This is a genomic window from Pyramidobacter porci (genome assembly GCF_009695745.1).
In the GTDB taxonomy this organism is placed as follows: Bacteria; Synergistota; Synergistia; order Synergistales; family Dethiosulfovibrionaceae; genus Pyramidobacter; species Pyramidobacter porci.
On sequence record NZ_VUNH01000010.1, the window covers coordinates 1 to 21,129 of the forward strand.

18 protein-coding genes are annotated in these 21,129 nt (G+C 62.3%); 7 read left to right on the top strand and 11 right to left on the bottom strand.

Annotated elements, in window-relative coordinates; translation table 11 throughout:
• Positions 1-436 precede the first annotated feature (436 nt).
• From FYJ74_RS09175 to FYJ74_RS09200, 6 genes are all read left to right on the top strand, one after another.
• Positions 437-1,777 carry an MATE family efflux transporter gene (locus FYJ74_RS09175; RefSeq protein ID WP_154529282.1) on the top strand — a complete coding sequence of 447 codons (1,341 nt, stop codon included), beginning with the start codon at positions 437-439 and terminating at the stop codon, positions 1,775-1,777.
• Between the two features lie 273 nt (positions 1,778-2,050).
• Positions 2,051-3,205 carry an ABC transporter substrate-binding protein gene (locus tag FYJ74_RS09180; protein ID WP_154529283.1) on the top strand — a complete coding sequence of 385 codons (1,155 nt, stop codon included), beginning with the start codon at positions 2,051-2,053 and terminating at the stop codon, positions 3,203-3,205.
• A gap of 225 nt (positions 3,206-3,430) precedes the next feature.
• A complete protein-coding gene (locus tag FYJ74_RS09185) occupies positions 3,431-4,351 on the top strand; it encodes a branched-chain amino acid ABC transporter permease (protein ID WP_154529284.1) in 921 nt (306 codons plus the stop codon).
• 9 nt (positions 4,352-4,360) lie between these two features.
• The gene (locus tag FYJ74_RS09190) at positions 4,361-5,470 is read left to right on the top strand and encodes a branched-chain amino acid ABC transporter permease (RefSeq protein WP_154529285.1); all 1,110 of its coding nucleotides are present in this window, start codon (positions 4,361-4,363) and stop codon (positions 5,468-5,470) included.
• Positions 5,463-6,311, top strand: coding sequence for an ABC transporter ATP-binding protein (locus FYJ74_RS09195; protein WP_326830919.1), 849 nt, complete (start codon positions 5,463-5,465; stop codon positions 6,309-6,311). Before FYJ74_RS09190 ends, FYJ74_RS09195 begins: the two co-directional genes overlap by 8 nt.
• Complete coding sequence (locus tag FYJ74_RS09200) at positions 6,308-7,018, top strand: ABC transporter ATP-binding protein (protein ID WP_229769444.1); 711 nt, start codon at positions 6,308-6,310, stop codon at positions 7,016-7,018. The genes FYJ74_RS09195 and FYJ74_RS09200 overlap by 4 nt, the downstream gene beginning before the upstream one ends.
• A gap of 422 nt (positions 7,019-7,440) precedes the next feature.
• Here FYJ74_RS09200 and grdA read toward each other — a convergent pair whose 3' ends face one another.
• Positions 7,441-7,917, bottom strand: a complete 477-nt coding sequence (gene grdA / locus FYJ74_RS09205; protein WP_083798303.1) for a glycine/sarcosine/betaine reductase complex selenoprotein A — start codon at positions 7,915-7,917, stop codon at positions 7,441-7,443.
• 346 nt (positions 7,918-8,263) lie between these two features.
• Here grdA and FYJ74_RS09210 point away from each other — a divergent pair, with 346 nt between their 5' ends.
• Positions 8,264-8,689 (top strand): protein-export chaperone SecB, encoded by a 426-nt coding sequence (locus FYJ74_RS09210; protein WP_154529286.1) that lies wholly within the window; start codon positions 8,264-8,266, stop codon positions 8,687-8,689.
• Positions 8,690-8,982: 293 nt separating this feature from the next.
• Here the strand turns inward: FYJ74_RS09210 and FYJ74_RS09215 are convergent, their stop codons facing one another.
• The 10 genes from FYJ74_RS09215 to FYJ74_RS09260 form a co-directional block, all read right to left on the bottom strand.
• On the bottom strand, positions 8,983-9,600 hold the full coding sequence (locus FYJ74_RS09215) for a hypothetical protein (RefSeq protein ID WP_154529287.1): 618 nt from the start codon (positions 9,598-9,600) through the stop codon (positions 8,983-8,985).
• Between the two features lie 62 nt (positions 9,601-9,662).
• The gene (locus FYJ74_RS09220) at positions 9,663-11,147 is read right to left on the bottom strand and encodes an ankyrin repeat domain-containing protein (RefSeq protein ID WP_154529288.1); all 1,485 of its coding nucleotides are present in this window, start codon (positions 11,145-11,147) and stop codon (positions 9,663-9,665) included.
• Between the two features lie 320 nt (positions 11,148-11,467).
• On the bottom strand, positions 11,468-12,613 hold the full coding sequence (locus FYJ74_RS09225) for a M20 metallopeptidase family protein (protein WP_154529289.1): 1,146 nt from the start codon (positions 12,611-12,613) through the stop codon (positions 11,468-11,470).
• Positions 12,614-12,886: 273 nt separating this feature from the next.
• A complete protein-coding gene (locus FYJ74_RS09230) occupies positions 12,887-14,131 on the bottom strand; it encodes an aspartate kinase (RefSeq protein WP_154529290.1) in 1,245 nt (414 codons plus the stop codon).
• Between the two features lie 3 nt (positions 14,132-14,134).
• Positions 14,135-14,833, bottom strand: coding sequence for a 2,3,4,5-tetrahydropyridine-2,6-dicarboxylate N-acetyltransferase (gene dapD, locus FYJ74_RS09235; protein WP_154529291.1), 699 nt, complete (start codon positions 14,831-14,833; stop codon positions 14,135-14,137).
• Positions 14,834-14,860: 27 nt separating this feature from the next.
• The gene (locus tag FYJ74_RS09240) at positions 14,861-15,508 is read right to left on the bottom strand and encodes a 4-hydroxy-tetrahydrodipicolinate reductase (RefSeq protein WP_154529292.1); all 648 of its coding nucleotides are present in this window, start codon (positions 15,506-15,508) and stop codon (positions 14,861-14,863) included.
• On the bottom strand, positions 15,508-16,398 hold the full coding sequence (gene dapA, locus FYJ74_RS09245) for a 4-hydroxy-tetrahydrodipicolinate synthase (RefSeq protein ID WP_154529293.1): 891 nt from the start codon (positions 16,396-16,398) through the stop codon (positions 15,508-15,510). Before dapA ends, FYJ74_RS09240 begins: the two co-directional genes overlap by 1 nt.
• A 247-nt stretch (positions 16,399-16,645) precedes the next feature.
• The gene (locus FYJ74_RS09250) at positions 16,646-17,632 is read right to left on the bottom strand and encodes an aspartate-semialdehyde dehydrogenase (RefSeq protein ID WP_154529294.1); all 987 of its coding nucleotides are present in this window, start codon (positions 17,630-17,632) and stop codon (positions 16,646-16,648) included.
• A gap of 529 nt (positions 17,633-18,161) precedes the next feature.
• Positions 18,162-19,535 carry an MATE family efflux transporter gene (locus tag FYJ74_RS09255; RefSeq protein ID WP_154529295.1) on the bottom strand — a complete coding sequence of 458 codons (1,374 nt, stop codon included), beginning with the start codon at positions 19,533-19,535 and terminating at the stop codon, positions 18,162-18,164.
• Between the two features lie 244 nt (positions 19,536-19,779).
• Complete coding sequence (locus tag FYJ74_RS09260; protein ID WP_154529296.1) at positions 19,780-20,979, bottom strand: dicarboxylate/amino acid:cation symporter; 1,200 nt, start codon at positions 20,977-20,979, stop codon at positions 19,780-19,782.
• Positions 20,980-21,129: the final 150 nt, after the last annotated feature.

Genomic DNA, 21,129 nt, shown 5'->3' on the forward strand with positions numbered 1-21,129 from the left:
AGGCGATCAGCTCGATCTGGCGGTTCTGACGGCGGTACTCTTCGACGATGATGTCGGCGATCTCGGCGTCTACTTCGCGGATGTACTTGTCGCTGTTCTTGTCCATTGCTATCTACCTGCCCTTTCATTTTAAAACTGTCAGTTTATATAGTAAAAACATCAACAACGCCCTTTTAAACAAAGTAACAATACATCATTTTACTCCGCCTGTCAAAAGGATATACCACCTTTCATGAAAATATAAAACATCCGCCATCCCGCTCTCGGACAGCTTCCGGTCGGCCCGAAAAATGCAAGGCGGCACCTTCGAGCGAGAAAACGCAAAAAGGCAAAATTTTTCTGCCTTTCTGATAAAATGAAAATGGAATTCGTTTTTTTAGAAAGGCGTTTTTCGAATACCTCGCTCCATTTTCGTCCACGAGAGAAGGCTTCGTTTATGAGAGATCAGTCCATGCTGCTCACGCAGGGCCCCATCGCCAAAACGCTGCTCACGTTCGCGCTGCCGCTCTTTCTCGGCAACCTGTTCCAGCAGATGTACAACACGGTCGATTCGCTGGTGGTCGGCAACTTCATCGGCAGCGACGCCCTCGCCGCCGTCGCCTCGTCGGGGCACATGGCCTTTCTGCTGATCGGCTTCCTGCAGGGCGTGTTCGTCGGCGCCGGCGTGATCATCGCCCGCTATTACGGCGCACGCGATGCCGAACGGCTGCGCATTTCCGTGCACACCACGGCGTTCTTCGCGCTCCTGGGCGGCGGTCTGCTGTCGGCGCTCGGCGTCGTCTTCTCGCCCGTCATCCTCAGGCTGATGGGCACGCCGGAGACCGTGTTGCCCAACTCGCTGGCCTACTTTCGCATCTACTTCGGCGGCCTGCTCTCCGTGGTGCTCTACAACTGCGTCAACGGCATCCTCCAGGCGGTCGGCGACAGCCGGCATCCGTTGTATTACCTGATTTTCTCCTCGCTGGTCAACGTGGCGCTGGATCTGGTTTTCGTGGTCGTTTTCCGTTGGGGCGTGGCCGGCGTGGCGGTTGCCACGGTGATCTCGCAGGCGGCCAGCGCCGCGCTGGGGTTTTATCACCTGAGCCGTCACGGCGGCGAGGCGCGCGTGTCGTGGCGCGATCTGCGCCCCGACTGGCCGATGCTGAAACAGATCCTGCGCATGGGCGTCCCCTCGGGGCTGCAAAACTCCATCATCTCTTTTGCCAACATGGTCGTCCAGTCGCACATCAACTCTTTCGGCGCCATGGCCATGGCCGGCAGCGGCACGTTTCTGAAACTGGAGGGTTTCGCCTTCCTGCCCATTTCCAGTTTTGCCCTGTCGATCACGACCTTTGTCGGTCAGAACATGGGAGCGCGCCAGTACGAGCGGGCACGCCGCGGCGCCGTCTTCGCGCTCTGCGCCGGAGCGATCATGGCGCAGCTGCTGGCGCTGCTGATTCTTTTCAACATCCGCCCGCTGATGATGGCTTTCGGCGCCGAGCCGGAGGTCGTCGCCTTCGGCGTCGCACAGTCGCGCATCGCCGCGCCTTTCTACTTTCTGCCGGCGATGTCTCACTGCATGGCGGGCATTCTGCGCGGTTTGGGCAAGGCCGTCGTACCGATGCTGGTCATGCTGGTGTGCTGGTGCGTGATCCGCGTCAGCTATCTGACGGTCGCGCTCCATTTTCGTCATGACATCCGCCTGCTCTACGCCGCCTATCCCATCACCTGGGCGCTGAGCGCCGCAGCGCTGCTGTTCTGTCTCCGACGCATCCGCTGGACGGAGGAGAGGCCATAAAAACGAAAAATCGTCTCCGAAACGTTTTGGGCTGCGAACGTTTCGGGGACGATTTTCTGTTCATCTACTCTTCGCTTTTCATTAATTATGCCGTACGAATCGAAGGAGAACCGAAAGGCTGGCGCAGCGGCCATGCCAAGGTTCATCGGGAAGAATCCTTCGGGACGTTCTTCCCAAAGATCCGTTATTTCTTCACTTGCATTTTTTTATTCCATAACTTATAATCCCCTCAAGGTTTGCTAATAATAATATCGAAAGGAGATTTTTTCAAGGATGAAAAAATTTTGGGCTTTGCTTCTGGCAGTGGGAATGATGGCTTCTGCGGCCCTGGCCGCGGACAAAGTGGTCCGCATCGGCGTGTTCGAGCCCGCCTCGGGCGACAGCGGCGCCGGCGGCAAACAGGAAATTCTCGGCATGCAGTACGCCAACAAGATCACTCCGACCGTCGAGATCGGCGGCGTCACCTACAAAGTGGAACTGGTCTACGCCGACAACGGCTCCTCCACGGACAAGGCTCCCACGGCAGCGCAGCAGTTGGTCAGCTCCGGCGTCTCGCTGGTGCTCGGTTCCTATGGCTCGGCCGTTTCCATCGCCGGTTCGCAGTATTTTGCCGACGCGGGGATTCCCGCCATCGGCGTGACTTGCACCAATCCGCAGGTCACGGCCGGCAACAAGCACTACTTCCGCGTCTGCTTCCTCGATCCGTTCCAGGGCACGGTGCTTGCCAACTACGCTTACAAGGTTCTCGGCGCCCGCACGGCGTACTGCCTCGGCGAACTGGGCAACGACTACGACATCGGTCTGTGCCATTACTTCCAGGTCGCTTTCGAGAAGCTGGGCGGCAAGGTCGTCACCGACACGTTCCCGACGGGCAACTCGGACTTCACTTCCTATCTGACGAACGCCGCGATGTACGGCTCCGACGTGTTCTTCTGCCCCGTTTCCCTTGCCTACTCGACGCAGATCATCGCTCAGGCCGGCGGTCAGGGGGCCACGTTCCCGATTCTCGGCAGCGACACGCTGGACAGCAACAAGACGGCCGAAGCGGCCAAGAACGCCAAGGTCAAGCTGATCGTTTCCACCTTCTACCAAGAAGGCGGCTCGCCCGAGTTCGACAAGGGCTTCAAGGCCTGGCTGAACGAGGACAAGGAAGCTCTGATGAACAACGGCGGCAACGACATGATCTCGGCCGTCTCCGTGATGGGCTACGACGCTTACTACACGGCGCTGATGGCGTTGAAGGCCTCCGCGTCTCCCGATCCGAAGGATGTCAACAAAGCGCTGTGGGATGTAAAGTACAAGGGCGTCAGCGGTATGATCGCTTTCAATGAGACGGGAGACGCCATCCGCGACTCCGCGTTCCTGAAGACGGTCAACTTCGAGACCGGCAACTGGGACTTCGTGGCCGAGCAGAAGGTCGAGGAGTAATTTACGGTCTGAACGACGTTTTTTCACTGTGTGAGAGGGCGCAGCGGGGATATGATTCGTCCTCGCTGCGCTTCTGTTTGATCCTCTCAGCCGACGGGGAAACTCATCGACGATGCAGCGCTTCGAAGCGGCCGTACGCCCTTTAGGGCGGCGCCGGAACGTCGTGGTTTTTTTCAACGAAAAATTTGTCCGAAACTCCTATTTAAGAAAGCGAGTCGTTTCCTCATGTGGAAAACAGTTTTTCCCTATATGCTCTCGGGAATCTCCGTGGGGGGGCAGTACGCGTTGATCGCCATCGGCTATACGATGGTCTACGGCATTCTGAGGCTGATCAACTTCGCCCACGGCGACGTATTCATGGTGGCCGGCATCCTCATGGTTTATATGGCGACCGCGCTGCCGCTGTACGTCACGATCCCGCTGGTATTGCTGCTGACGTCGCTGATCGGGTTTCTCATCGAGCGGACCGCTTACAGGCCGCTGCGCTCGGCGCCGCGCATGAGCGCGATGATCTCGGCGATCGGCGTCAGCTACACGCTGCAAAATCTGGTGCTGTACGCTACCGGCGGACTGAATCAGTTCTATCCGAAAATTCCCTTCATCTCGGATTCCGTCCGCATCAGCGGCGCCACGACGACGATGGTCACGGTGATCACGCCGTTTCTGACGTTGCTTCTGGCTGGGCTTCTCGTCATGCTGATCAACCGCACTAAGCTGGGCATGGCCATGCGCGCGGTGAGCAAAGATTTCGAGACGAGTCTGCTGATGGGCATCAAGATCGACCGGGTCATCTCGGCCACGTTCGTGATCGGCTCGTTTCTGGCGGCCGTCGGCTCGGTGCTGTACTTCACCAACTACTCGACGGTCATTCAGACTTCGGGCGCCATGCCGGGGCTGAAGGCGTTCGTCGCCGCGGTGTTCGGCGGCATCGGCTCCATTCCCGGCGCGGTGATCGGAGCGTTCCTGATCGGCATCTGCGAAAATCTCATCAAAGGGCTGGACGTCATCCTGTTCCGTCTCGGCCTGATCGCCAAGCCGCTGGGGCTGGCGACGTTCTCGGACGCTTTTACGTTCGCTCTGCTGATCGTCATTCTCGTCGTCAAACCGACGGGACTCTTCGGCGAAGAGCATACGGACAAGGTGTAGGTGACCGCCATGAATGAAAAGCGATTTTCCGGCGCCCGTCTGATGAGCGCCCTGATTGTTTTCGCCTTTTACGCCGCAGTGTTCATCGCCGAACAGACGCTGCCGCCGACGTCGATGCTGTTCACGGTGCTGAAAAAAGGCGCCGTCTACGCGCTCGTCGCCGTGTCCATGAACTTGCTGAACGGCTTCACGGGCATTTTCTCGCTCGGCCAGGCCGGCTTCATGCTCGTCGGCGCGTACACGTACGCGATCCTGACGATTCCCGTTGCGGCGCGGGCCAGCGTGTACCAGTACTTTAACGGCGGCATGATCCAGTTCACGGTGCCCTTCGTCGCGGCGCTGCTGCTGGCCGGCTGCGTGGCGGCCGTCTTCGCCTGGCTCATCGGTCTGCCCGTGCTGCGCCTCAAGAGCGATTACCTCGCCATCGCCACGCTCGGCTTCGCCGAAATCACGCGCGCCATTTTCCAGTGGAATCAGCTGGGGCCGCTGACGAACGGCTCGAACATGCTGCGCCTGTTCCCCATCTTCAACGACTTCAACGTCAAAGACGCTTCGGGCGCCGTCACTATCTACCTGTCCACGATGATGCCGATGCTGATCGCCGGCCTGTGCATCGCCCTGCTGGTGCTGCTGATCAACTCCACCTACGGGCGCGCGCTGCGGGCCATCAAGGACAACGAGATCGCCGCCGAGGCCATGGGCATCAACCTGGCCAGCCACAAACAGCTGGCGTTCTGCGTTTCCTCGTTCTTCACGGGCATCGCCGGCGCCATGCTGGCCATGTATCAGACGTCGGTGCAGGCCAAAAGCTTCACTTCGGCCATGACCTACGAGATTCTGCTGATCGTCGTCATCGGCGGCGTCGGCTCGGTGACGGGCTCGTGCCTGAGTTCGTTCCTGTTCGTGGCCTGCTCCGAGTGGTGGCTGCGCTTTCTCGACGAGAAACAGGTCATCAACGGGTTCGAGGTGCCGCTGCTGCGCAACGGCTTCCGCCTCGTCGTATTCTCGATCATCATCATGATCGTGGTGCTGTTCTTCCGCCGCGGCATCATGGGCACCAAAGAGCTGCCCGACCTGTTCAGGCGGCGCAGGGCAAAGGAGGCGACGCCCCGTGACTGATCCGAAAAACGTGCTGCACCTCGACCACCTCACCATGCAGTTCGGCGGCGTCGTCGCCGTCAACGACCTGACGATGGACATCAACGAGGGCGAGATCGTCGCCCTGATCGGCCCCAACGGCGCCGGCAAGACCACGGCCTTCAACGCCGTCACGGGCATCTACGCGCCCACGAACGGCGAGATTTCCTTCCACGGCACGCCGATCGTGCGCAATCATCCCTCCGGCAAGATGAGGAAACTCTACGCCGGCACCAACGCCGATCTTTACAAAACGCATGTGCTTCGCCCCACGCCCGACCAGATCACCAAGCTCGGCATCGCCCGCACGTTCCAGAACATCCGCCTGTTTTCGGGCATGACCGTGTTCGAGAACGTGCTCACGGCGCGTCACCTGCGCCGCACCAGCAGCTTCATCACGGCCGGGCTGCACCTCAACGGCAAAGAAGAAGCGATGATGCGCGAGCGCTCGCTGGAGCTGCTTGACACCGTCGGCCTGGCCGACGTGCGCGACGAGATGGCCGCCAGCCTGCCCTACGGCAAGCAGCGCCTGCTCGAGATCATCCGCGCTCTGGCCACCGATCCGACGCTGCTGCTGCTCGACGAACCGGCGGCCGGCATGAATCCCCAGGAAACGACGGAGCTTGGCCAGTTCATCAGGCAGATCAAGAAAGACTTCAACCTGACCGTCTTCATCATCGAACATCACATGGATCTGGTCATGAACATTTCCGACCGCATTTACGTGATCGAATTCGGCCGCCAGATCGCCGCAGGCACGCCCGCGCAGGTTCAGAACGATCCGGCCGTGATCGCAGCCTATCTTGGAGGTGACGCGGAATGAGCCTGCTCAAAATCATGGACCTGAAAGTCAGCTACGGCGGCATCGAAGCGCTGAAAGGCATCTCCTTCTCCGTCGAAAAGGGCCAGATCGTCACCCTCATCGGCGCCAACGGCGCCGGCAAATCCACCACGCTGCGCGCCATCAGCGGGCTCGTGCCGATCAAGGAAGGCACGATCACTTACGACGGCAGCGTCATCAGCGGTCAGGATCCGCAGACCATCGTCTCGGAAGGCATCTGCATGGTGCCCGAAGGGCGGCGCGTCTTCCCCAATCTGACCGTGCGGGAAAACCTGCAGATCGGCGCCTACCTGCGCAGCGACGATCTGACGGCCGACCTCGAACACGTGTACGAGCTCTTCCCCCGTCTTGAAGAGCGTTCCTGGCAGATGGCCGGCACGCTCTCCGGCGGCGAACAGCAAATGCTGGCCGTCGGCCGCGCCCTGATGATGCGCCCCAAGGTGCTGATGATGGACGAACCCTCGCTGGGCTTGGCGCCGATCGTCATCCGCGACATCTTCAAGATCATCGAGACGCTGCACCGCGAGGGCATCACCATCCTGCTCGTCGAACAGAACGCCAACGTGGCGCTGAAAATCGCCGACTACGCCTTCGTCCTCGAGACCGGCTCGCTCGGCGTTCAGGGCAAGGGCAGCGACCTGCTCAACGACCCCGCCATCAAGGCGGCGTACCTCGGCAAGGCACGGTAGTTTATGCCGTTTCCCGATCGAAACGCCGAACCGCTTCCGGACCCTCCGGGGAAAACGCAAAGCGCGCGACGCCGCAAAAAATGCGTCACGGCGCGAGGCCAATCCTTCAAAACGCGCTTTGATCGCCATAAAAAGTCAGAGGAATATTGGCATTTTCAACGAAAAATCGGCATAATACTATTTCTTGATAAAAAGCATTAACATCGTCTGCCGGGCGCTGCGGGGGAGTTCAGCCGCTCATGACTCCCTCGACCGCTGCGCGGTCTGCGCGGCTCGCCTTGTGAATCTCCCTCGCAGCGCCCTTGCGTTCGGCCTTTTAATTGAGAAGTAGTATAAAACAGCTGAAGCCATCAGCCTCGTCAAAAAAAAACCGGTCCACGAACGAACGATCGTTCATGGACCGGTTTTATCGACAGGCTGGTTTACAGCTTGTACTGGGAATACTGATCGCGGATGCCTTTGACGGCAGCGGCGAGCGCTTCGGGATCGAGCACCATCTCCATCATGGAAATCTGCTCCTCCCACGCCTTGGGATCAGCTTCAGCACGAATCTCTTCATCGAAGATGTCATAAACGGCGAGTCCCAACGGGACGCCGGCCAGGGGGCCTGCAAAGGTGGGATCTCCGTTGGTCACGGTTTCGGCGTAAATCTCGGCGCCTTCGGCGTCGGACGAACCGAAAATGACCACGCAGTTCTCAGCACCGTACTTCTCAGCGCAATCCTTGACGCGCTGCTGGTTCTGCAAGTCCATGGCTCCGGCAGCCGTTCAGACGAAGCACTCCGTTGCTTCGAAGACGACTTCGGCTCCACTGTTCTCAAAGCAAGCCTTCATAGCAGGCGCAGGTACACCGTCGCGCTCGCCGAGAAGGATCAATTTCTTGCCTGCGAGTTTGCCCATAAGTCGCACCTCCTTCTTGTAATGTTCTGGGCTCATTATAACCTTTTTTTTCTTTCGTGCAATAGGTCTATAACATTTTCAGATAAAGTGCTCGAAGTCACATTCTTGATTTGTGCGTTTTATACATCTTCCTGCGAACGTTCCCCGGATTTTTCTAGTCTTAATAAATAAATCGAACGTTTTCAGGTCCTTCTCCGCCTGCCGCGTCCCGGTGCGGGACGGAACGAAGTTTTGCCGCGGCGTCCAAAGCGTCTTTGCGCCGCCGCATTTCTCTGTTATAATGGGCGCCAGCGCATCGCGTGCCATTTTATATTCCAAACTTTCCCCTTTAAAGGAGCCTGTGTTTATGAACGAGATCCGCCTTGCCGATTTTCGCGCCGAGAGCCTGCAGTTCGACATCAACCATCACTTCCAGCCCAAAAAAGACGAAAACCTCGCCCTTTCCATCAAACTGGACCAGCGCGTGCGCATGAGCGCCACGCCCAAGGAGCCGACGTTCCTCAACATCCGCGTCACCGTGTTCGACGACGCCGAGAACAATAACTATCCATTCGAAATCATCGCCGACGTCACCGGCGTGTTCTTCATCGACGCCGAAGGCGCCGACCGCGAGGCAATCCTCAAGGACAACGGCATGACCATGCTGCTGCCGTATGTGCGCGCCATGATCAGCCAGCTCGTGTCGCTGGCCAACCTGCCCACGCCCGTTATCCTGCCGCCCATGGATCCTTCGCAGATGAAGCCTATGGAGCAGCCCGCCGCGAACAACTAGACGCAGACACACGAAAAAAGAGGCACCGCTCCGCTGACCGTAAGAACGGCCGGCGGAGCGGTGCTTTGTTTCATGCGTCGGAACGTTAGCTTCTCCCATCCCAGACATAGCGGAGCGCCGTCGCAGGGAGCTTTGAAGGGATTTCCGCGGCGAGAGCGCTGTCGGGTCCGTGTAGACACTTTTGTCGAGCGTCGCTGTAACGACCGTGCGCGGCGCGGGCGCGTGAGTGCCAAACCTCTTGTTCATCGCCGCCTGCTTCGCGCCGCTTTGGGCGCCGAACTCGTCTGCTCCTGTCATGAACGCGCCGAATCGGCTTCGCGCTTCGCGGCAGATTTGCTGAGGCGCAAACGCCGTTCCACAATGGCGCGGACGGTTTCATAGTTTTCGGGCGTGCAGAACAGGTAGATCTTGTCGGCGCCTTTTCCTTTGACGATGATCAGCCGCTCTTTGGGATTGAATTTGGCCGCGCGCAAGGCGCTCCAGCGCAGGGAACGCCGCAGCGAGCCGCGGGCCAGCAGCGACGATCCGGCGGCCGTGAAGCTGCGCGCGAACAGGGAAAGGATCAGCCCCAGCCGGAAGAGCGCGCTCAGCCGCTTGCGCTGGCGTTCCTGATTGGCCGCGTAAACGCCGCTTTCGTCGAGACGGTACTCCACGTCGTAGCCGCCGCCGAAGACGGCGGTCACGAAGAGCGCGCCGATCGCGAGAAAAAAGCCGACGAAATAAAAAGCGTAGCGCGCTTCCCGCGCGCCGTCGGCAAAGCCGCGCTTGGCCATCCAGAGCAGCAGCAGGCCGAACGGAACGCCGACGACGACCGCGATCTGCCGCGTCACGGGATTGTTGCGGAAAAAAGAAACGCGCGTTTTCCACTCGAGGATCTCCGCACCGGGACTTTCGCCGTGTGCATTCGCCATCGTCTCACGCCTCCCCGCAGGATACGAAAAAGGCGGCAGCCTTCGAAGACCGCCGCACGGCGTTACATTTTCGACTTCAGATATTCGGGAACTCCGGGCACGCCCCAGCTCTCGGCCAGGGACAGCGCCGTCTTTCCGTCCGCGCCGGCGATCTTCGGGTCGGCGCCGGCTTCGACCAGCGTCTGCACGGCCTTCAGCGGCGCGCCCCAGCCGGACGCTACCAGCAGCGGGGTCTCTCCGTTCTTTCCGTACCGCCCGTTGAGCGGCGCGCCCTTGTCGAGGAGCAGGCGGAAGCAGGCCAGCGCGTCGTCCCACGCCCGGTCGGCCCCCTCTTTCGTGCGCTCCTGATCTTTGGCGGCGTCGCACAGCTTCCCGGCGGCGATGTGCATCAGCCCGTATCCGTCCTTGGAGGTGGCCTTCGGGTCGCCGCCGGCGTCGAGCAATGCCGCCAGCAGCTTGGGATCGGCCGAATTCCTGAACGCCAGCATGAGGATGCTGGAACCGTCCTTGTCACGCTCGTTGACGTCGTACAGCCCCAGCGAGATCAGCCAGAGCAGCCGCGCGGCCGCGTTCTTGCTCTTGGCGGCGTAGTACAGCGCGGAATTGCCGTTCTTGTCGGCGCCCTTGGGGTCGGCGCCGTGGTCGAGCAGCCACTGCAGCGTCTCCGGCGTGAAGTTCTCCCGCGCCGCCGCCGTCATGAACGGCGTCACGCCGCCGGGGGCCGCGGTGTCGATCTTCGCGCCCCGCGCCAGCAGCGCCTTGGGGATCTCCAGCTTTTCGTCGCCGGGCTGGTCAAGCCGCAGCGCCCACAGCAGCGGCGCGCCGCCGCCCGCGGCGACGTTGACGTCCGCGCCGCGCTCGACGAGCAGGAGCGCCGCGGGGCGGTTGTAGTTTTTCAGCGCCCAGGTCAGCGGCGAATGCGCTTTCTCGTTGGGGCGCAGGTTGACGTCGGCGCCCTTGTCGAGCAGCAGCTTCGCCACAGCGAGGTTGTCGTCGTCGCCGACGGCGAAGATCAGCGGCGAGCGGCCGTCGGAAGTCAGGGCGTTGACGTCGGCGCCGCGGGCCAGCAGCAGTTCCGCCAGCGCCGCGTTGCCCTTGGAAGCGGCGTAGTGCAGCGCGCGGAATCCCTTAGGGGTGGCGGCGCTGGGATCGGCGCCGTGTCTCAGCAGCAGCTCCGCGACCGGCAGGCCCTTCTCCTCTTGGGCGGCCAGGATCAGCGCCGTATCGCCGCCCTTTTCCGTCGAGCCTCCCGCGGTCCGGGCATTGGCGTCGGCGCCGTGCGCCAGCAGCAGCTCCGTCATCGCCGCGTCGGCATTGCGCGCGGCCTCGTGCAGCGCGTTGCGACCCGCCCTGTCGGTGTCGCAAATGCTCACGTCGGCGCCCAGCTTGAGCTGCTCCTCCGCTCTTTTCAGCTCGCCGTAGCGGGCGGCTTTCATCAGCTCCGTGCGCCCGTACTCGTCGACCGCGTTGACGTCCGCGGCTCCCGCGCTGCCGCACAGAGCCAGGACGGCCGCGGCGCACACCCAAAATTTCACGATCTTTTTCATGCGTTCGCCTCCTTTTGATATGTCGGCCGCCAGCGGCCGACGACGTGCCGAACGAAAATTTCCGCGGCGCGGAGCGCCGCCTCGCCGATCGAAAAATTTTAATCGTCAAAGACATGAATTTTACGTCGCGTTTTTATTTTATATGTTATTTTATCATGAAAACAAGATCAGGCAAGCGCGTCCATAAAACAAAAAGCCGCCGCGAAGATACGAAGACGCGGAGAAAGAGCTGCAAGCGAAATGCCGCGGGGCGGCCGTTCGTTTTTAGTTTTTCTCCGCGCCTTTGCGTCTTCGCGGCGGCTTTTGTCTGCTTTCGTTCTTTACGCCTGACTCTGCGCCCAGGCGGCGATCAGCGCCGCGCCGACGGGCAGGCAGCCCTCGTCGGGGTAAAAGCGCGGGCTGTGCAGCGGCTCTTCGGGACCGCCGGGGCGGCGCGCGCCGAGATCGACGTAGCAGCCGGGCACGCGCTCGGCGATGCAGGCGAAGTCGTCCACGCCCAGCTGCGGACAGGGCGGCGTGATCACGTTCTCCGCGCCCAGCTCGCGCGCGCCGACGCGGCGCACGACTTCGGCGACTTCGGCGTCGTTGATCAGCGCCGGGTAGCCTGCGATGAATTCCACTTCGGCGCTCAGCCGCAGGGCCGCGGCCATGCCCTCGACCAGTTCGCGCACGCGCGCCGTCGTGCGCGCGCGCGTGGCGGGGTTCAGAGTGCGCACGATGCCCTCGAATTCGGCGCTGTCGGGGATGATATTGCGCGCCGTTCCGGCGGCGAACCTGCCCACGGTCAGCACGGCGGGATCGAGCGGGCTGGTCTCGCGGCTGATCAGCAGCTGCAGGGCCGAAATGATCTGCGCGCCGCCGGCGACGACGTCCGCGCCAAGGTGGGGGTACGCGCCGTGGCAGCCGCGCCCGCGCAGCGTGACGTTGAACATGTCGCTGGCGCCGCGCGCCGGGCCGGAGATGACGCCGATCTGCCCGACTTCGAGGGACGGTGCGACATGCAGGCACAGCGCCGACGAAACGCCGTCGAGCGCTCCGGCCTCGATCATTTTCGCCGCGCCGCCATCGGTCTCCTCGGCGGGCTGAAAGAGCACGCGCAGGGTCGCCGCGCGCTTGCCCTCGCCGCGCAGCAGGCGCAGCGCCCCCAGAGCGCAGGTCATGTGGGCGTCGTGTCCGCAGGCGTGCATTTTACCGGCGTGGCGCGACGCCTGCGGCAGTCCGGTAGCTTCCGTGACGGGCAGCGCGTCCATGTCGGCGCGCAGCGCCATGATGGGGCCGCCCGGCTCGCCCGCCAGTTCGGCGACGAGCCCGCCGGCGCAGGCGAAATGCGGCACGCCCATCTCGTCGAGGCGCTCCGCCACGTAGGCGGTCGTCTCGGGCAGGTCGCGCCCCAGCTCGGGAATGCGGTGCAGCGCCTGATGCACTTCCGTCAGCCAAGGCTGGATGGTTCGGGCTTTTTTATACATCGTCACACACCTCGTCGCGTTCGATCTGAATATTCGTCCGTATTCTCTCACGCCGCGGGAACAAAAGCCACCGTGGAGGCACGAAGACACAAAGAAGATCAAAAGAGAAAACTCTTTTCCCTCGGAAAATTTTTACAAAAAAATACGCGGTATGTTGAACGCCCATGCCGAGATTCCGCGCGCAGGGGCGGCGCGTTTTCCTCCGCTTCGCCGCTTCTCCGTGGCGGACTTTGTTTCCAAAAAGCCCCGCGGCGGGCGCGGGGCGAAAGCGGATCACTTTTTGACTTTGCGGTCGAACTCGGTCATCAGAGCGTCGGCGGCGCTCTGCGCCTGGGCGCGCGGCACGAGCACGGCGATCTTGATCTCCGAGGTGGTGGCGCCGAGCACGTCAATGCGGGCGCGCTCAAGCGCGCCGAAAAAGCGCCCGGCCACGCCGGAAGCCGCCTGCATGCCGACGCCGATGGCCGACACCTTGGCGACTTCGCCGTCGACGGTCACCGACCAGCCGTCCAGTCCCTGCAGGGCCGCTTCCAGCGCCGGACGGACCATGCCGACGTCGCCGCGGATCACTGAAAACGTCACGGCCGCCTCGCCGCCCTCGGAAACGATGGTGATCATGTCGAGGTTGATGCAGCGCACGGCCAGCTCGTTGAAGACGCGCGTGTAGAGGTGCACGTCCTCGGGCAGGCCGCGCAGGTTGACCTTGATCTGGTCGGTATCGACGGCGACGCCGGTGACGACGGGGTGCTCAAGCCATTCGGGAAGGTTTTTCACGATTCTCGTGCCTCTTTCGTCGGAAAAAGTGGAGCCGCAGTAAAGTTCCACCCGCTGCTTGTCGGCGATCTCCACGCCGCGCGAGTGCAGCACTCTGGCGCCGCAGGAAGCCATCTCGAGCATTTCCTCGTAGGTGACGTACTCCAGTTTTTTGGCCTCGGGGATAATGCGCGGGTCGCAGGCGTACACGCCGTCCACGTCGCTGTAGATCTCGCAGGGGCAGCGCAGCGCCGCGGCGATGGCGATGGCGGACGTGTCGCTGCCGCCGCGCCCGAGCGTGGTCAAGTCGCCGTTTTCGGCGACGCCCTGAAACCCCGTTACCACGACGACGCCGCGTCCGTCAAGCTCCTTGCGGATCCGTCCGGCGTCGAGGTCGCGGATGCGAGCGCTCGAATACGTATCGGTGGTGAGCATGCCGATCTGATAGGCGTTCATGGACAGGGCGTCGAGGCCGAGGTCGCGCAGGGCCATGGCCAGCAGCGCGGCCGAAACCTGTTCGCCCGTGGCCATCAGCATGTCCATCTCGCGCTTGTAGCCGGCGCTGTTGCCGGACACGTCTGCGGCGAGGTCGATAAGGCGGTTGGTGGTCTTGCCCATGGCGGAGACGACGACGACCAGTCGTTCGCCGTTTTTGCAGCGCGCCGCGACTTTGGCAGCGACGGCGCGGATCTTGTCCGCGTCGGCCACGGACGAACCGCCGTATTTCAGCACCGCGGTGCGGACAATCTGTGCGGGAGCCGCCATTGCCTAAAGCTCCCTCAGGGCTTCGACGATGGCGGTCTTGCCCGCGGTACGGGCGTCCACGTTTTTAATCACGCGGGCGGGCGTTCCGGCCACGACTACGCCGGAAGGGACGTCTTCGGTGACGACCGCGCCCGCGGCGACGACGGATCCCGCGCCGACGAGCACGCCTTCGAGCACGACGGCGTTGGCGCCGACGAGCACGCCGTCTTCGATGACGACGGGCTGGGTGCTGGCGGGTTCGACCACTCCGGCAATCACCGCGCCCGCGCCGATGTGGCAGTTTTTGCCGACGACCGCGCGCCCGCCGAGCACGGCGTTCATGTCGATCATCGTGCCTTCGCCGACCGACGCGCCGATATTGATCACCGCGCCCATCATCACCACGGCGTTTCTGCCGATCTCCACCATGTCGCGGATCACCGCGCCGGGTTCGATGCGGGCCTCGTAACGGGCCAGATCGGCGAGCGGAACGGCGCTGTTGCGCGCGCAGATTTCCACCTCGCAGTCGTCGATGCGGTCGCCGTTGGCTTCAAGCACCTTGAGGATCTCGGGCAGGTCGCCTTTGACGGTGCCGAAGCTGGAACTGCCGACGAAATGCAGCGTGCCCCACTCGACGTCTTTGAGATCGCCGGCCACAAAGACGCGGGCGACGGTGCGCTTTTTCGACTCCTTGATGAGGCGGATCACTTCTTCTGTGTTCATCGCGAAAATTCCTCCGTAACGGCGCGCTCAGCCGCGCACCACGTCTTCGAATGTGAACAGGCCCTTTTCCTTCGTCAGCGCGAAGCGCGCGGCCCTGACCGCGCCGATGGCGAAGACGCTGCGGCTAATGGCGCGATGATGGACGCTGAGCGTCTCGCCCTCGTTGCCGAACAGGGCCTCGTGATCGCCCGGCAGGCCGCCGAGGCGGAAGGAGTGCATGGGCACGTCGCGTCCCAGCGCACGCCCCAGCATCAGCGCCGTGCCGGAAGGCGCGTCTTTCTTGTGGATATGGTGCGCTTCGGCGATCTCGGCGTCCCAGTCGGCCAGCAGCGGCGCGTAATCGCGCAGGATCATGGCCATGACGGCGATGCCGATGGAATAGTTGAAGCTCTGCACGACCGGAACTTCCTCGGCTAGGCCGCGTAGCGCGGCCATATGCCCATCGTTCAGCGCCGTGGTGCCCATGACCAGCGCGCTTTTGTGGCGGCGGCACAGCTCGACGGTGCGCGGCAGGACGGCGGCGGAGGAAAAGTCAAAAATGACGCGCGGCGAGCCCTCGCAGGTCTCGCCCTCGTCCCAGACGCAGAGGCAGGGCGTTCCGCCGGCGGCGGCCGCGATCTCGCGCCCCATGCGCCCGGTGGAGCCGATCACGCCGTAGGGGACGGAGAGTTCCATCAGTCGGCCTCCAGCGCGCCCAGCTCGAGCAGGTCGGCGCGCACCAGTTCGCGCGTTTTTTCGCCGGCGGGCACCAGCGGCAGACGCAGCTCGTCGCGGCACAGCCCCAGCTCGCCGGCGGCAAACTTGACGGGAATCGGGTTGGACTCGTTGAAGAGATCCTTCATCAGCGGCAGCAGCTTTTGATGCCAGCGGCGCGCCGCCGCCACGTCGCCGCCGAGCGCCGCGCCGATCATCGCCGCGGTTTGCGCGGGGAGCACGTTGGACAGCACGGAGATGACGCCGTCGCCGCCGCTGCAGACGAGGTGGAAGGCCTGGTCGTCGTTGCCCGACCAGACACGGAAGTCGGAACGCACGACCTGCAGCGAGCGGAGCAAGCTGTCGCACTGGTACTGGTCGCCGCTGGCTTCTTTGACGCCGACGATGTTCTCGATCTGCGCCAGGCGCAGCGTCGTCTCCGGCAGCAGGTTCACGCCCGTGCGGCCGGGCACGTTGTAGAGGATCACGGGGATGCGCACGGATTCGGCCACGGTGCGGAAGTGCCGGTACAGCCCTTCCTGGTTGGGTTTGTTGTAAAAGGGCGTCACCACCAGTACGCCGTCGGCGCCCAGCTCCTCGGCGCGGCGCGACAGATCGACGGTCGTCGCCGTGTTGTTCGTGCCCGTGCCGATGATGACGGGAATTCGCCCGTCCACGGCGCGCAGCGCGAAGGAAATCACCTCGTCGCGCTCGGCGGGCGTCAGCGTCGCCGCCTCGCCCGTGGTGCCGAGCACGATCAGCGCGTCGACGCCGTTTTCCACCTGAAAGTCCAAGAGCTCGCCCAGCGCGTCGAAGTCGACGGCTCCGTTGCGGAAGGGCGTGATCAGCGCGGTGCCTGTACCTCTGAACATGAAAATGCACTCCTTTGCGTTAAAGTCTTCTTGAAAGAAAGCAACCACGGAGAAACGACAGAGCGGAGAAAAGCAAAAACACCGGGGAAACATGACGGCTCGCCGCCGTCGGATGCGCGAAAAAAGGCAAACTCTTTCTTCGCCGCGAAAATCAAATGACGACAAACGCAGCAACTCCAAAGGGCGAAAAAGCGAAGCTCGAAAAATGTTCCACGTGGAACATTTTCCCATCAACGGCGAAACCGCTTCAGCGCACGCCGTTCAGCGCCGCGTGGCGGAGCAGGATGCGCACGGCGTTGGTGGCCGCCCCCACGCGCACGTTGTCGGCCACGTTCCACTGAAGGAAATGACGGTCGTCGAAGCTGCGCACGCGGCTGACGAACGTCGTGTCCGTTCCCGCGGCGTCGACCGCGGGCGTGACCACGGGAGCGTCGCTGACGGTGACGTGCTCCTGTTCGCGCATCACCTCAAGCAGATCCTCAATCGTGCCGAAGGGTTCGCGCGTCTCCGCGAAGACCGCTTCGCTGTGGCCGTACAGCACCGGCACGCGCACCGTCGTGGGCCAGCACATGATCGAACCGTCGCGCAGGATCTTGCGCGGCTCGTCGACCATCTTCATCTCTTCCTTGGTGAAGCCGTTGTCCAGAAACGCGTCGATCTGCGGCACCACGTTGCGGTGGATCGGCGCCGCGAACTTTTCGCAGACCGAGCCGCCGCGCTCCTGCTCCAGCAGTTCGTCGATGCCGCGCCGCCCGGCGCCGCTGACGGCCTGGTAGGTGCTGACCACTACCGTTTTCAGGCCGAAGCGCTCGTGCACCTTGTACAGCCCCAGCACCATCTGGATCGTCGAACAGTTGGGATTGGCGACGATGCCGCGGTAGCCCGCGAGCAGGTCGCCGTTGATCTCCGGCACGACCAGCAGCTTTTCCGGATCCATGCGCCAGCACGAGCTGTTGTCGATCACCACCGCGCCGCGCGACGCGGCGACGGGGGCGAACCGCTTCGACAGCTCCGAGCCCGCCGACATGATCACGTAATCGAACGTTCCGGCGGGAACCCATTCCCGCGTCAATTCCTCAACCGCCACGCGGCGGCCGGCGAACTCCAGTTCCGTCCCGGCGCTGCGAGGCGAGGCGAAAAAGCGGATCGTCTCGGGGCGGACGCCCCGCTCCTCCAGAACGCGGATCATCGTGCGCCCGACTTCGCCCGTCGCGCCGACAACAGCTATCTTCATTGTACCCGACTCCTCCCTGTGAAAAAAGCGTTTCAATTTTTCTGCGATTGAAATTTCGGCCAGAAAACGGCGCGTCTCCGTGCGCTCGAGATCGAACGCACAGGGACGCGCCGTTTGTCATACAGCACGCGGTACCACCCTGCTTGAGCGCGTCGCCCGCGCACGGCGTACCGTTCGGCTAAAAAAACTCGCCCCCACATCGTTCTGTAGGGACGAGCCATCACAGTCTCGCGGTACCACCCTGCTTGGACGCATTTCATGTCACGCCCCGCTTGGACCCTGGTCACGGAGGGTCAGTTCGGGAAATGTACTCCGGCTCGCGCCTTTCCATTCCGGCTCCCCGGGCCTTGCTCCTTGAAAAAATCGCGCTGAAAGCCCTTCCAGCCTGCGGGGCTTTCTCTCTGGCATGGCGACACGCTCTTCAAGGAGATCCGGTTCGACGCCTTTGTATCGGTCTTCAGTTATGGGTGAAATTATAGCCTCATTTTTCAAACTGTCAAGAGGAAAGATTTTCACGATTTCGAAAATATCACACCGCCGCATGCAGGTGCCCCGCCCGGGCGATGCTGCGCTTCATCCAGCCGCTGAAAAAATAGTAGAGCGCGAACAACGCCGCCGTCTGCGCCCAGCTGATCGGATAGCTCCAGGCCACGACGCGGATATCCCAGTGCGAAGGTACCACCAGCCACATCCAGGCCAGCCGGAACGCGCACACGCCGACGGCCATGATCGCCGTGGGAGCCAGCGAATCGCCCGTGCCGCGAATACCGCCGGAGATCGTCTCCACCGGCACGTAGGAAAAATACCACGGCACCATCAGCCGCATCAGCATGAGCCCCTGGCCGATGACCTGCGCATCGTCGGTAAAGATGCGAAACCAGAACTCCCCGCCCGACAGGAACGCCGTCACGATGATCCCCGTGGCGACGAAAGCCATCAGCGAGCAGACGCGGATGCTGCGGATCACGCGGTCGTACTGCCGCGCCCCGAAGTTCTGTCCCGAGAACGTCGACAGCGCCATGCCGAACGCCGACATCACCATCCAGTAGAGCGCGTCGATCTTGCCCAGCGTCGCCCAGGCCGCCACCACGTCCACGCCGAACTTGTTGGTGACCGCCTGAATGATGATGTTGGAAAACGAGTACATCGTCGCCTGGATCCCCGTCGGCAAACCGATGCGGATGATGTTCTGCAGCAGCAGCCAGTCGCAGCGCAGCTTGCGGAGTTCCAGCCGGAACGGCCCCGACTCGCGCGCCAGCAGCCACCACACGCCCGCGGCGCAAAATCCCTGCGAGAGGATCGTGGCGTAGGCCACGCCGTCCACGCCGCAGTCGTAGCGCACGATCAGCAGCAGATCGGCCGCCAGGTTGACGACCGTGCCGCCCGCCAGCAGATAGAACGGGCGCTTCGAATCGCCTTTGGCGCGCAGGATCCCCGAGCCCATGTTGTACAGCAGCGAGGGTACGATGCCCGCGAAGTAAATGCGCAGATACGACACCGCGTACGGCATCACGTCCGGCGGCGTCTGCATCTTCGCCAGCGTCCATTCCGCCAGCGCCACGCCCAGCGCCGTCATCGCCGCGCCGGCCGCCAGCGCCAGAGCCATCGCCGTGTGCACCGCGCGCGACGTGCGCTCCGGGTCGTCGGCGCCGTAAAACTGCGCGATCACCACCGTGGCGCCCGTCGACAGCCCGGCGAAAAATCCCACCAGCAGCGCAATCACCGTGCTCGTCGGGCCGCCCACGGCCGCCAGCGCCACCTTGCCCACGTAGCGCCCGACCACCACCGCGTCGACCGTGTTGTACAGCTGCTGAAAAAACGTGCCCAGCATGATCGGGAAGAAGAAGACCAGCAGCTGCTTCCAGATCACGCCCTCGACAATCCGATTGTTCCCGCGCTCCATAAAATTCACCCGATTCCATAGACAACGCTCGCATCCATAAAAACATAATTGATTATTCTATCACCGCGACGCCGCCGCACCGAAAGAGTTAAGTCGTCCAATATTTTTTATACGTTGCCAAGAGGAGGAAAACGACGACGACTCCCGCGCCGGACACATCACAAAGAACGCTCTCCCGCGGCACCTTCGGGAGAGCGTTTTCTCGTTCTCAATTCGCTGTCAGCGATTCTTTCCCCGCTCGAACCTACAGTTCGGCGCCTTCGCTCTTGGCGACCACCGTCGCCACGGCCGCGTCGCCGGTAATGTTCAGCGACGTGCGGATCATGTCGAGCACCGCGTCGATGCCGGCGATCATGGCCACGCCCTCGATGGGCAGGCCGGCCTGGGTGGTGACGAGCGTGAGCATGATCAGCCCGGCGCCGGGAACGCCCGCCGTGCCGATCGAACCGAGCGTGGCGGTGACGAGAATGCCGAACTGGGCCGTCAGACTCAGCGGGATGCCGAAGGCCTGGGCGATGAACAGCGCGCAGACGCCCTGATACAGCGCCGTGCCGTCCATGTTGATCGTCGCGCCCAGAGGCAGCACGAAGGACGCCACCTTGTCGGGAACGCCCATGTTATGGCAGCACTCCATCGTGACGGGCAGCGTGCCCGAGCTGGAGCGCGTGACGAAAGCGGTCAGGCTGGCTTCCTTGATGCCCTTGAAGAACCACAGCGGGCTCTTGCGCGCAAAAACGGCGACCATGCCGGAATAGACGAGCACGGCGTGCAGGATGCAGCCGATGTAGACAGCGGCAATGACCTTAGCGAATGGCAGCAGCACCGCGGCGCCGTACTTGGAGACCGTTACGGCGATCAGCGCGAAGACGCCGTAAGGAGCGAACTTCATGACGATCGCGGTCATCTTGTACATCGTCTCCGCCAGAGAGTTGAAGAAGTCGAGCGCGGGCTTGCCCTTTTCCCCGGCCAGCGTCATGGAAACGCCGAGGAACAGCGCGAAGACGATGATCTGCAGCATGTTGGCGTTGACCATGGAAGCGAAGGCGTTCTTCGGGAACATGTTCGTCAGCACCTGTCCCAGCGAGGGAGCGGCCTTGGCTTCCGTCGCCTTGGCAAGGGCGATGTCCATGCCGGCGCCCGGCTGCATGAGGTTGCCCAGCGCCAGACCGATGCCGATCGCGATAGCCGTGGTGATCAGATAGAGGGCGAGCGTCTTCACGCCGATGCGGCCCAGCGACTTGAGGTCGCCCAGCGACGCCACGCCGACGACGAGGCTCGACAGGACCAGCGGCACGATCAGCATGCTGAGCAAGGCCATGAAGATCTTGCCGAGGGGATCCACATACGCCACCGCGTCCGGCGCGGCCATTCTGCCGAACAGAATGCCGGCGACAAAACCAATGGTAATCTGCCAAATCAACGAAACTCCGCGTTTCTCTGCCATGAGAACCCCTCCTCAGATAAATAAAAAACAATAAATAAAAATCGCAGTTAAAAACTGCTTAAGTAAAATTATATAGCACGGAGCGGTTGATTCAATGCTGTCTTTTAATGAAAATTTCGACGGCATCCGCGAAATTTTCGTCGAAAAATA

Bases quoted from the DNA above. Each gene is read 5' to 3' on its own strand.
- FYJ74_RS09175 (WP_154529282.1), top strand. From the start codon at position 437: ATGAGAGATCAGTCCATGCTGCTCACGCAGGGCCCCATCGCCAAAACG.
- FYJ74_RS09180 (WP_154529283.1), top strand. From the start codon at position 2,051: ATGAAAAAATTTTGGGCTTTGCTTCTGGCAGTGGGAATGATGGCTTCT.
- FYJ74_RS09185 (WP_154529284.1), top strand. From the start codon at position 3,431: ATGTGGAAAACAGTTTTTCCCTATATGCTCTCGGGAATCTCCGTGGGG.
- FYJ74_RS09190 (WP_154529285.1), top strand. From the start codon at position 4,361: ATGAATGAAAAGCGATTTTCCGGCGCCCGTCTGATGAGCGCCCTGATT.
- FYJ74_RS09200 (WP_229769444.1), top strand. From the start codon at position 6,308: ATGAGCCTGCTCAAAATCATGGACCTGAAAGTCAGCTACGGCGGCATC.
- FYJ74_RS09210 (WP_154529286.1), top strand. From the start codon at position 8,264: ATGAACGAGATCCGCCTTGCCGATTTTCGCGCCGAGAGCCTGCAGTTC.
- FYJ74_RS09215 (WP_154529287.1), bottom strand. From the start codon at position 9,600: ATGGCGAATGCACACGGCGAAAGTCCCGGTGCGGAGATCCTCGAGTGG.
- FYJ74_RS09220 (WP_154529288.1), bottom strand. From the start codon at position 11,147: ATGAAAAAGATCGTGAAATTTTGGGTGTGCGCCGCGGCCGTCCTGGCT.
- FYJ74_RS09225 (WP_154529289.1), bottom strand. From the start codon at position 12,613: ATGTATAAAAAAGCCCGAACCATCCAGCCTTGGCTGACGGAAGTGCAT.
- FYJ74_RS09230 (WP_154529290.1), bottom strand. From the start codon at position 14,131: ATGGCGGCTCCCGCACAGATTGTCCGCACCGCGGTGCTGAAATACGGC.
- dapD (WP_154529291.1), bottom strand. From the start codon at position 14,833: ATGAACACAGAAGAAGTGATCCGCCTCATCAAGGAGTCGAAAAAGCGC.
- FYJ74_RS09240 (WP_154529292.1), bottom strand. From the start codon at position 15,508: ATGGAACTCTCCGTCCCCTACGGCGTGATCGGCTCCACCGGGCGCATG.
- dapA (WP_154529293.1), bottom strand. From the start codon at position 16,398: ATGTTCAGAGGTACAGGCACCGCGCTGATCACGCCCTTCCGCAACGGA.
- FYJ74_RS09250 (WP_154529294.1), bottom strand. From the start codon at position 17,632: ATGAAGATAGCTGTTGTCGGCGCGACGGGCGAAGTCGGGCGCACGATG.
- FYJ74_RS09255 (WP_154529295.1), bottom strand. From the start codon at position 19,535: ATGGAGCGCGGGAACAATCGGATTGTCGAGGGCGTGATCTGGAAGCAG.
- FYJ74_RS09260 (WP_154529296.1), bottom strand. From the start codon at position 20,979: ATGGCAGAGAAACGCGGAGTTTCGTTGATTTGGCAGATTACCATTGGT.